Below are 10,716 nucleotides of genomic sequence, written 5' to 3'. Positions count from 1 at the left end.
GTCATGTGCGCTGTCAGCCCGGTCCCGTAGGCGTAGACCTGCTGACGCAAGTGGCCGTAATCGCGCCGGTGGCCTGGAGCGGGCCCGGTTCGCGTTGGCCGACCTGGCCCACCCACGCCCGCGCCGAGACCGCCGTGGTCGAGGCCTGCATGGTGCAGGTACTCGACGAGCTCGGGCTCACCGGGCTGGCGACCAGCATCCCGGGGCTGTCCGCGGTCGGCGCCGCCGCGATCCTCGCCGAGACCGGCGACCCCACCCGGTTCACCAGCGCCCGGGCAATGGTCAAGCACGCCGGACTTTGTCCCCGCGACAACGCCTCGGGCAGCTACCAGGGCAAGACCGGAATCAGCGGCCGCGGCCGCCCCCAGCTCCGCCTCGCGGCGTGGCGGGCGGTGTGGGCCGCGTTGCGCAACAACCCGGTGCTCGCCGCCCGGTACGCGCACCTGACCGGCAGGGCCGACAACAAGCTCACCAAAACTCAGGCGCGGGTCGCCGTCGCCGGCAGCCTGCTGCGCCAGCTGCACGCCGTCATCACCACCGGCACCGCCTGGGACCCCGCCATCGCCGGCGGACTCAACCCGCAGACCCCCGCAACCGCGAGGGGAGCCGCCGTTGCCGCCTGACCCCAAGGCGCAATAGCCGACCGGACGGGGTGAGCCCGCCACTGCGTCGGGATCACATCCCGCGAAAGACCATGGGCAGCCCCGCCCGTCTCCACCAAAGCCCGGATGAAGGCTGTCGGGAAGCAACCCGCTTGCACGCTACGTAGGGCAGGAGACGGGCGCCCGGGCCCCCGACCACCGGCGAACGCGCCTCAACCCCAAAGACCAATCAACCCGCCGGCGAACCTCGGCGAGCCGACTTGCCCTGCACAAATCAACGAACCCAAGCCCCTTGACTTCGTCGCCATAGGCTGGTCTTTCCGCCATGGATCGCGCCGGTGATCAGGGTGCCCTTGACGTGATCGATACCTGTGCCTGACCCAGGGCTTGCCTGGCCGTGGCCAGAACGCGCCTTCATTTCTCGTTAGGCGGTGGCGGGGTCTTGTTGCAGGACGGTCCAGACGATCTTTCCGTCGTCCAGGGAGATGGCCCCCCACGCGGCGGTGAAGTGATCGATGAGTTGGAGCCCGCGCCCATCTGGTCTTAGGAGGTCGGGTGGGTGAGGGGCGGGACTGTCGTGGTCCGTGTCGCGGACCGCGATCCGTAGTGTGCCCCGGCCGGGCGGGGCGGTGGGATTCCTGCGGCTGATGGTGAGGGTCATCGGCGTGTGGGCGTGCACCACGGTGTTGGTCACCAGCTCGGTCACGACCAGCTCGGCTTCGTTGAGGAGGTACCTCAGGCGCCATTGCTCGAGGGCTGATCGAACGAAGTGGCGGGCTTGGCCGGGCGCCGCAGGGACCGAGGCGAGGGGAAGGACGAGCCGGTCGGTAGGTATTTGGCGGCCTGCGGCGACCAAGGCGAAGGCCACTGCGGGAAACAGGGTGAGTCTGGCGCCGAGCGGGTGGGCCTGCAGGACGCGCTCCTTCTCGAGGGTGTCGGCGCACACGAGCAGGGCGGTCGCGTCCCAGTGGCCCAGATAGTTTTCGATCAGGTCGAGCTCGGCGGGCAGGGCAGATGCATCGACGTCGGGTCCGGTCAGATCAGCGACGACGGCTCGTGGTTCCTGGGCCAGTGCCCTCAGGACAGCCAGTCCCTGGACCGGGCCGGTTGGACCGGTCGCGCCGACCACCGTGACGTCGCGAATTGGAGCCTCATCTCTGCCGGTGGAAGGGCCGCCCCGCCCCGGATCGCTCGGACCTCCACGCCGCGGCGCGAGCGCCGCTGCCGACTCAATATCGCGTCCCTGTTCAGCAGGCTACGCCCGGTGGTTGGTCCTGCCAAGCCCACCACAGCAGGCCCATTTCGTGCTTGACCGTCGGGTCGCGCAGGGGATAATCGGGTGTATACAGCAGGTGCGTACGCGGCAGGAGAGAGGAAGTACCGCGGTTGAGCCCTTCCTCACCGGATGCCCGAGGCCGAGCCGAATTGGCGGGCAGCTTGGCGGCGCTGGGTCAGTTTGTGCTGTCCGAGCAGTCCCTGCACGAGTCTTTGCAGCGCGTCGCTGAATTGTCCGTGCGCGCCGTGCCCGGCTGCGACGGCGCGGGAGTCACCTGGGTCGTGCAGGGCAAACCGACCACGGTCACCGCGGCCGGCGACTTCGTGCGGCGCATCGACGAGATCCAGTACGCCCTTGACGAGGGACCGTGCCTGCACGCCTACGTGACCCAGGACATGGTGCTGACCGAAGACCTCGAGGACGAGCAGCGCTGGCCCCGGTTCCGGGCCGCAGCGCTGCAGTATGGGCTGCGCGGGATCGTGGCGGCACCGTTGACGGTCCGCGGTACCCGGCTCGGGGCGTTGAACGTGTATGCGCTGCAAGCCTGGGTGTTCGATGAGGCCACCGCCGCGACCGCCGCGTTGTTCGCCGAGCAGGCCTCGATCGTGCTGGGCAACGCCGAGGCCTTCACCCGCGCCCAAGTCACCGCGGCCAGCCTCGAACAGGCCCTCACCTCCCGGTGGGAGATCGACACGGCCAGGGGCATCGTGATGGCGCAGCAGCGCTGCGGACCCATACAGGCCTTTGACGTCCTGCGTGACATGTCCCAGACCCAGCACCGCAAGCTGCGTGAGATCGCCCGCGAGCTGCTCGACCAGGTGCAAGACGAGGAGGGCCAGGCAGGCGAGACCGCCGCAGAGCGGTGAACCCGCCCACCGTGGGGACTACCCGAACCACCCGTTCTGGACTACTGTCGAGGTAGCTGAGCAAACAGCCGCCCGCAACGCCACCGGGCTCCGTCACCCGCCACTCACCCACCTGGGACCTCCACCATGACGGACCCAGCCCATCGGGCGGCAAAACCGAGACCACAACGCCACCAGGTCGGATCCGCAGGCCACAGCCACCCAGGAGCTGACCTCATCAGCCCCTGGGTGCTGGAATTGGCCGGCGAGTATGACATCAGCACCCGCGACGACCTAAATGCTGCCCTCGACCGCGCGTTCGCAGATGCTCACGGGCTGCTGGCGATCGACCTGACCAACGTCACGTTCATGGACGCCCACTGCACCGGGATGCTGATCAGTGCAGCCGCCCACCGCCGGGTCGTGGCCGTGGGAGCAACCGGAATGGTGGCGCGCGTCATGGACGTGCTAGACCCCGGACAGCACCTGCCGCGCCGCAGCACCCGTCCAGATCACCGCGCCACACGGCTCGGCTGACCCGCAAGCACAACGTCCCTGACGTACACGCCCCGGCAAACAAACGTCCAGCGACCACCACTACCCCCACCGGCGCTGGAAGCGAGCATGTCAGAACTTCGGCACCGCAGGTCGAAGCTGGGCATACGGCGGCAGTTGCGCTGGTGGCCTCGTCAGTAAACCTATGCGCGCCAGTCGTCGTTCGCGGAGTCGACCCCACACACGAAGCCAATCGGCGAGTTCTGCTGTTCGTCGGAGGCCCGCCCGCCTGCACCGGCGGCACCACAGCCACCACGGGTCTGCGACGTCCCGTCACAAGGTGTCGCCGCGAACGACGGGGCCATGCACCGCAAGGGGGACGAGTCCGGCCGACTGGGCCCGAGCATAATGAACAGTGCCTGACTGGCGTGCCGGACTCGGGAGGAGGCAGATGCCGCCGATGCGCAGCACCGAGAGCATCTTCCTGCGTCTGGAACGCAGTGGCTACCCGATGGACGTTGCCGGGATCTACGTCCTTGAGTCCGCGCCCGAAGGCCCGTTGCCCTTCGACGACATTCGGGCCGTCTTCGGTCAGCGACTGCCCGGCTCACCGATTGCCAACCGCGTGATCGCTCACGCGCCACTGCGCATCGGCGAGGACCGCTGGGCCCAGACGGACTCTGTCGACCTCGACGAGCACATCCACCATCGGAGGGTCCCGGCGCCGGGAGACGCGTCCGCCCTGATGGAGACGATCCTGCAGGTCTCCGGCAGGCCGCTGGACCGCGGAAGGCCACTCTGGCAGGTCTGGTACTTGACCGGGCTGGCCGATGGGCGAGCGGTGCTGGTCCTGCGCGTGCACCATGCCGTCATAGACGGCGTCGGCATGATCGCGCTGCAGCATCTGCTGTTCGACGCCGCGCCCACCCGGGTGGATCGCGAGCGTGAGCCGGCGCCGCTGACCGGGCGGACGCAACCGTCCCTGCTGCAGAGGGCACTTGTGGAGCTGCCGAGCCGGTTAGCCGCCAACACCGTCGCCACCAAGCGGCTGATGGGCCGGCTCGTCCCCAGCGTGCCGCCAGGGCTGGCCAACCGCTCGGCGCGGCTGCCGCAGCTGCCCGGCTACCTGCCCTCGCTGACCGACGCGCCCCCGATGACGCTGTTCAACCAGCACGTCAGCGACCCGAGCAAATCGATGGCGCTCGTCAGTGTGCCTTTCGACCAGGTCCGGGCGGTGCGCGTGATGTTCCCCGGGACGACCGTCAACGACGTCCTGCTGGCGCTGGTGACCGGATCCATGCGCGACTACCTGGCCGCGCACGCCGACCTGCCCGACAAACCGATCCGCACCACCTGCCCGGTCAACGTCCGGGCGGCCGGCGACGACGACATGCAAGGCAACCACCTCACCACGATGTGGGTCGACCTGCCCGTGCACCTCGACGACCCCGGGGAACGGCTGACCGCGGTGCACGCGAGCTCCGCCGCGGCCAAGTCGGCCCTGCCCCGGTCGCGGGCCGACTGGCAGTCCCTCGCCGACGTCGGCGACCTGCTGCTGCCCGGGATCGTCAGCGCGGCGATGGCCTTCGCCGGCACCAAGGCCTTCGGCGTGTTCCCGCCCACCCAGAACCTCACCGTGTCCACAATGGCCGGACCGCGTCAGCCGCTCTACCTGGCAACCCGCCAGATCACCGACGTCTTCCTGCGCGGCATCGTCTGCCCACCGGTTCACCTCTTCTTCGCCGCCATCACCTACGACCAGCACGTCGACATCAGCGTCACCACGGTGCGCCAACTGTGCCCGGACCCCCAAGCCCTGGTCGACGGCATCAGGGCCGAGCTTGACCAGCTGCTGGCAGCCGCCGGCTGACGCCCCGGCAAGTGACGCCCCAGCGGACCCACGATGTGGACCTGAAACCCCGCGCGGCGCCCTCCCCACTCCGGACCGTTCAGCCGCGCCGATCATGGCCACGACCAACCGCCGGGGGCCTCCTGTGCGGAACTGGTGCCACCGGAGGGAGGCGCGTTCTCGCCTGGCTCTCTACGCTGGTCTCATGCCGAACGACTGGGACATCACCGACGACGAGATCGACGCCTGGTCCGAGGAATGGGAAGCGGTGGACCGGGCCGCGGCGGAGTACCTCGCGAAGCGCATCCCGGCAGTTCGGGATGTTCCCACCGACGACGACGCCCGTTGGCTGGACGCGCTGGCCGAGACGATCTCTCCATCGAAGGAGCCCAGCGCGGACGAGATCGAGTCGATGTCCGCGGTGATGGCCCTGCAACACGCGGACTGGCTCGGCCTGGTGCTTGGCCTGGTAGACCGAGGACCAGGCAGCGCGCTCGACCCCGCGCTCGTGCAAGTGGACGTCGAGCGCCTCGAGGATGTCGACGGCGAGATTGAGGACCCCCAAGGCCACCTGGCCGTGCTGGAGATGGCCCTGATCCATCTGACTCCTGGCTGGCAGGACCTCGGGGTGCTGGACGAGGACCAGCGACTCACAGACCGCGGCGCATGGGGACTGCCACGAGCACTACACCGGATCTGGAGCCACTGAGGCCACGTTGAGCCCACCGTGGACCGCACCGCTCTAGCAGCCGCGAGTGCAGGCGTCTTAGCCGCGCGATGCGCTCCTCATCCATGCCCAAATGGCCATCTTGTTGGCGCAGCTGAAGACCAGGTTGAGGTGCGAGCAGTGGTGGCGGTCAAGTGCGTGCTCTGTTGAAACTGCGTTAGCGCGGGTCGATGGGGGTGAAGGTGCCGGCGCATGCTTCGATGACTCAGCGGCGTCCAGGATGCCGTCCTCGTCGAATCTGTCGACGGCGCTCAAATGCGGGAAATCCGAGCACCGGCATTGCCATCATGGAGGCCTGTGCGGCCATGACCCGCCGCATACTCTCGACGCTGGCAATGTCGGCGTCTGTTGCCGGTCGCGTCGATCGATGATGGGGGCGTCGTGGTTGGTGATGACGGGTTGAGTCGATTTTGAAGGCCCCGCCGGGCAACCGGCGGGGTGGTCATGGTGTCGTGGTGGTGGTCATTCTGTCGTGACTTCGGTGACGGCGGCTCGCGCGGATGATTCGTCGACGATGGCCTTGCTGGTCGCGAAGGCGGCGACCAGGGACTGGACGGCGAGGTTGTTCACTGCTCTGGGGATGCCGCGACCGACTTGGTGGATCAACGCGACCGCGTCGTCGGAGAACTGGGTGTCCGATCGTCCGGCCAGGCCGAGGTGGTGGGCCAGGTAGGACTTGGTCTCGGTCTGGCTCATCCCGGTCATGGCGTAACGCAGCGCGATTCGCTGGTCGAGGGCGGCGAAGGTTCCGAGCTTGATCCGCCGGCGCAGGGTGGGTTGTCCCACGAGCAGGCACGCGAACGGTGAGTGGGAGTCCATGTCGGCGTTGGTCAGCAGCCGGAGTTCTTCGAGCTGGTCGGCGCCCAGCAGGTGGGCCTCGTCCAGCACCAGGACCACGGTGCGACCTCGCTCGTGTTCCTCGGCGGCCAGCAGCTCGGCGGTTTGTGGGATGAGCGCGGCCTTGTGGAAGCGGGGAACGCCGCCCAAGGCGGTGACGATCCCGGCGTAGAGGCCACGGCCGCCTACGGCGGGGTTGCCCAGGTAGATGGTGGTGTGCCGGGAGGTGTCCAGTCCGGCCAGGGCGGCGCGGATCGCGACGGTCTTGCCGGCGCCGACCTCACCGGTGACCACGCCGAGGGCGCGTTCGGCCACGCACCAGCTGATCCGCGCGGCGGCCTCGGCGTGGCTGCCGTTCGGGCGGTGCAGCATCCCGGGTGCCAGGGCCCGCCCGAACGGCATCCGGGTGAATCCGTAAGTGGGCTTGCAAGCGATCCAAAGTCATGGCTGCTCCTCGGTGGTGTCGGTGATGAGGTCCAGCAGGTCGAGCTGGTCGCGGTAGATGTCCGCGGTCGGGCGGCCCGAGGCGAAGGCGCCGAACGAGGCGAGCTCGGACTCCAACGCAGTGCCGGTCACCGCGGGCCAGCTGGTCGGTTACCTGCCGCCCGCGGGCTTCCCGGCCGACCGTGAGGAGGTGCTCGCCGCGGCGGTGGACCACCACGCCCCGCCAGTGGTGCTGGAGCTGCTGCTGGACCTACCCGCACACCGCCACTGGCCCGACTTGCCGGCCCTGTGCTCCGCCTTGGGGACGCCGACCGCCGCGACGCGATCGTGATGCGCCATCGGTTCCGGGCGCCGCCTGCCGCCGCCATCGCGGCGCCCCAGCCAGCCGGCGGTCTCGACGCGTCCGGTCTCCACGGCGAGCTCTGCGGCGGTGTCCACGACCCGGTCGGGCCGCGAGCCGGCCACGGCGCCGGGCCACCGTTCGCCGGGGCACAGCGACCCGCCGGGCGGGCGCGCTACCCGGCCGATCCGTCCTACTTCCTGGGCTGACGTGGACACCCAGCACATCCTGGGCGCCGGCCCCGGCGCTCGCGAGGCCCGCCCGGTTCGCGGGCCGGCAACCGCCCGCGTTGCGCGACCGCTCGATGCGGGAGCTGATCAGCGACCTGGCTCGGCTGGAAGACACTCTCCGGGCCGCCCCGGTGGCACCGGCTCGGTCTTCGCACAACGACCCAGATCAGACCCGGCTACGGCTCCAACAGGACGCCATCATCACCGAACTGGGCCAACGCCGGGCGGCACGCGCGGCGGCGCCGGCACGCCAGGAGGGCCCCACCTCCGTCACCAGCGGCACCCGGGCGGGCGATCCCCTAGGAGAACACGACCCCTGGAGAACACCATGGTGAACCAGCACCAACAACGACCGCGGAAGCCGGAGCGGCTGTCGGTGGCCCGCTGGCGCCCGGCTCGGACCGGCCGGCTGGCGCGGGACACGCCCCCGGGTGCGGGGCCGCCAGGGGCGGCGTCGCGGCCAACACCGGTAGCCGGGGACCTGTGCTGATCCACCGGAAGGGTTGGACTCGCGTCCAGCGACTCAGCATCGTTGGGCCCGGCGGTGGGCGGCGCTGACTGCCGCGGGATGGGACTGCCGTTGCTGACCGTGGTGCCGGTTCTGTGCCCAGGGCGACAACGCCGCTGTGCTAGTCACAGATCCCGTGGCAGTCGCTGGGTGACGGTGCTGTTCACTGGATCGGTGATCGTGACGACGACCCATCTCGAACAGGATGATCCGGCGGACCTGCGAGCAGCACGTGAGCCTGCAGAGCCCGCGCTGATCGGGCGGGTCGGCGAGCTCGCTCCGGAGTTCTCCCGGTTCCTCTACACGGCAGTCGGTGGCGACTGGTACTGGCTCGACCGGCGCGGGTGGAACTTGGCCGAGTGGGTCGCCTGGCTCTCGCGGCCGGGCTCGGAGACCTGGGTCGCCTGGTTCCACGGCGCGCCCGCCGGCTACGTCGAGCTCGCGGCTGACATCCACGACGGCGCCACGCACGTGGAGATCGCCTACTTTGGTCTGCTCGCGCGGTTCACCGGTCGCGGCCTGGGCGGCCAGCTGCTCACCCAGGGCCTCAGCAAAGCGTGGACGCTGCACGAGCGCTGGCCCGTGCTTCCGGAAGTCTCGCGGGTGTGGGTGCACACCTGCACCCTCGATGGCCCGTACGCACTGCGCAACTACCTGGCACGCGGATTCCGCATCCACCACACGACCCAGGCCGAGCAAGACGTCCCCGACGATCCCCCCGGGCCATGGCCAGACTCGGCCAACACCTAAGCAGCGCTGGAAGCGCAGCTCGTCGCCGCCACGCGACGCCCAGATCTTGGCCCGGCACGCCGACCCCCGCACCACCGAGCACTACGACCGCGCCCGCGGCAACCTCGACCGGCACGCCGTCCACTTCCTCACCGCCTACGCGACCGGAGTCTGATCTAGCGCGCGTGCATGCCGCCCAGAAGGCAGCGACATCACTCCGTCGGTGGCCGACGGTATCGACGGCGACGGGATGGGGGTGGGAATGCTCAGAGTCCGGTTCGGGACACGGCCGGGCTTGGTCACAGCTCCCAGGCAGAGGGCTGGCCGGGGTCGGGTTGGTAGGTGCAGGTGAGGCCGGTGCGGATGTGGGTCGCCAGGTGGCGCCCGACGACCGGGTCGGCGGTCGTGATCGTGTCGATCGCAGCCACGATTGCCTTGCGCACGCTCACCCGGGCGCGTTCGGTGCTCCCTCCGACCCGGCGGGCTCGGCCGCCGAGTCCGGTAGCCGCCGAGACCTCGGCCAGCAGCGCGGTTCGCTCCGCGGCCAGGGCCTCGGCGCTGGTCGCGTTGCCGGTCGCGTCGGCGGCATCGAGCGCCTCGTCAAGTTGACGGAGGCGACGCCGGTAGGCGGCCAGCGCGGTCGCGTCGGCTCGGGGCCCCAGGTCGCTCTCGACCACCGAACCGCCGGCAAGGGTGAGTGCGCTGATGCTGCTGCCTGGCCGGGAGAGCAGCAAGTGCACCTGGGCCATGCCCTTGCGCGCTGGTACCGGCGTCGTCGTGCCGGCGTGGCCGACCAGCCACGTGCCGGCAGGGCCAGGACGCAGGGTCATTCGGCGGTCGGCCATTCGGCTGTCGCTGCTGGCGGCGGGCAGCTTGGGGGTCCACTGCTCGAGCCGCTGCCGCCACCAGGTCGCGCCGATCCGCGTGTAGGTCGCCAACGCGTCCGCCCGCAGCCGTGCGGCCTCTTCGTGATCACCGCGCAAGTCCGCGGCCCGAGAGAGGGTGTCGTCGGTGACCCCGTGGAACATCACCCCGCCTGAGGTGATGACCGGCCGGCCGGCGTACGCGGCGAGCACGACCGCGACCCGGGTGACCAGGTCGGACTCGCCGGCGTGGAGTGCGACGTCCAGCACCAGCTGCAGGGTCGGCAGGTAGCTGAAGTCGCGGGGCAGCGACGCCAGCACACCGGCATCGAACGTCGCTGCCAGCGCGATGGCCCGCTCGACCTGGCCAGCGCCGAGCCAGATCCAGGCCGCCTCGGCGTAGAGCTCGCGAACACCTTCAGCGATCGCGAAGTCCTCAGCCAGCTGGGCCAGCTCGGCGGCTGTGTCCCGGTCTCCGGTGTGGACCGCGGCGTACCCTCTCATGCTGGACACGACCAGCCAGCCGTCGGCCAGCCCGGCCTGGTCCAACGCCCGGCCTGCCACGGCCACGAGCTCTGCGGCGGTTTCCGTCCTTCCGCGCATCAGGTCGAGGGTGAGCCGCCGGGACGCCGCGAAGAACATGGTCCGTGGCGATTGCTCGCCGAGCACCTCCAACGCGCGCATCTGGCGGTTCATCGCGGGTAGGTCGAGCAGTTCCATGGCGACGGTGAGCAGCCACAGATGCGCCTTGGTGCGTGCCTGCACATCGGTGAGGTGGGCGGTGACGTCGTCGAGCTGCCGTGCCAGCTCGGCGCGGACGGACAGCTCGTCGGGCCCCCAGTGCGTGGCCAGCGAAGCGTCGAGCGCATCCGCCAGGAGCGCGCCGTCACCGGCCGCGGTCGCATGGGCCAGGGCAGCGTCGGCGAACGGGACCGCACGGGTGCGCGTCCCGGCATAGGCCCAACATCGCG

Annotated in this window: 12 protein-coding genes; 8 read left to right on the top strand and 4 right to left on the bottom strand. The window is 70.0% G+C overall.

Going from position 1 to position 10,716, the window contains the following annotated elements; translation table 11 throughout:
- On the top strand, positions 1-623 hold a 623-nt coding region (locus tag FRW57_RS10920), incomplete at its 5' end, for a transposase (RefSeq protein WP_203230297.1).
- Positions 624-1,026: 403 nt separating this feature from the next.
- On the opposite strand, the gene FRW57_RS10915 is transcribed toward FRW57_RS10920, so the two are convergent.
- Positions 1,027-1,731: an ATP-binding protein gene (locus FRW57_RS10915; protein WP_137123351.1), complete on the bottom strand. Its 705-nt coding sequence runs from the start codon at positions 1,729-1,731 to the stop codon at positions 1,027-1,029.
- A gap of 296 nt (positions 1,732-2,027) precedes the next feature.
- Here FRW57_RS10915 and FRW57_RS10910 point away from each other — a divergent pair, with 296 nt between their 5' ends.
- From FRW57_RS10910 to FRW57_RS10895, 4 genes are all read left to right on the top strand, one after another.
- The gene (locus FRW57_RS10910) at positions 2,028-2,744 is read left to right on the top strand and encodes a GAF and ANTAR domain-containing protein (RefSeq protein WP_162308271.1); all 717 of its coding nucleotides are present in this window, start codon (positions 2,028-2,030) and stop codon (positions 2,742-2,744) included.
- Between the two features lie 228 nt (positions 2,745-2,972).
- Positions 2,973-3,260, top strand: coding sequence for an STAS domain-containing protein (locus FRW57_RS10905; RefSeq protein ID WP_162308272.1), 288 nt, complete (start codon positions 2,973-2,975; stop codon positions 3,258-3,260).
- Between the two features lie 418 nt (positions 3,261-3,678).
- Entirely contained in the window at positions 3,679-5,088 is a 1,410-nt protein-coding gene (locus FRW57_RS10900) for a wax ester/triacylglycerol synthase family O-acyltransferase (protein WP_162308273.1), read from the top strand.
- Between the two features lie 184 nt (positions 5,089-5,272).
- Positions 5,273-5,776, top strand: a complete 504-nt coding sequence (locus FRW57_RS10895; protein ID WP_137123355.1) for a hypothetical protein — start codon at positions 5,273-5,275, stop codon at positions 5,774-5,776.
- A gap of 480 nt (positions 5,777-6,256) precedes the next feature.
- Here FRW57_RS10895 and FRW57_RS10890 read toward each other — a convergent pair whose 3' ends face one another.
- Entirely contained in the window at positions 6,257-7,033 is a 777-nt protein-coding gene (locus FRW57_RS10890) for an ExeA family protein (RefSeq protein ID WP_137123356.1), read from the bottom strand.
- A 39-nt stretch (positions 7,034-7,072) separates the two neighbouring features.
- On the bottom strand, positions 7,073-7,207 hold the full coding sequence (locus FRW57_RS24780) for a hypothetical protein (RefSeq protein WP_274381651.1): 135 nt from the start codon (positions 7,205-7,207) through the stop codon (positions 7,073-7,075).
- Here FRW57_RS24780 and FRW57_RS10885 point away from each other — a divergent pair.
- The 3 genes from FRW57_RS10885 (at position 7,197) to FRW57_RS10875 (ending at position 8,903) form a co-directional block, all read left to right on the top strand.
- Positions 7,197-7,406, top strand: a complete 210-nt coding sequence (locus FRW57_RS10885; RefSeq protein ID WP_162308274.1) for a DUF2795 domain-containing protein — start codon at positions 7,197-7,199, stop codon at positions 7,404-7,406. The genes FRW57_RS24780 and FRW57_RS10885 overlap by 11 nt on opposite strands.
- Positions 7,406-7,624 (top strand): hypothetical protein, encoded by a 219-nt coding sequence (locus tag FRW57_RS10880; RefSeq protein WP_152185996.1) that lies wholly within the window; start codon positions 7,406-7,408, stop codon positions 7,622-7,624. Before FRW57_RS10885 ends, FRW57_RS10880 begins: the two co-directional genes overlap by 1 nt.
- Before the next feature lie 679 nt (positions 7,625-8,303).
- Positions 8,304-8,903 carry a GNAT family N-acetyltransferase gene (locus tag FRW57_RS10875; RefSeq protein ID WP_203230296.1) on the top strand — a complete coding sequence of 200 codons (600 nt, stop codon included), beginning with the start codon at positions 8,304-8,306 and terminating at the stop codon, positions 8,901-8,903.
- A gap of 278 nt (positions 8,904-9,181) precedes the next feature.
- Here the strand turns inward: FRW57_RS10875 and FRW57_RS23195 are convergent.
- The coding region (locus tag FRW57_RS23195) for a hypothetical protein (protein ID WP_203230295.1) at positions 9,182-10,716 on the bottom strand (1,535 nt) is incomplete at its 5' end.

The sequence above is a fragment of the Segeticoccus rhizosphaerae genome (assembly GCF_009192725.1).
Classification (GTDB): domain Bacteria; phylum Actinomycetota; class Actinomycetes; order Actinomycetales; family Dermatophilaceae; genus Segeticoccus; species Segeticoccus rhizosphaerae.
Note: the sequence above shows the minus strand (reverse complement) of the source record. Positions and strands in the feature narration are given on the sequence as shown.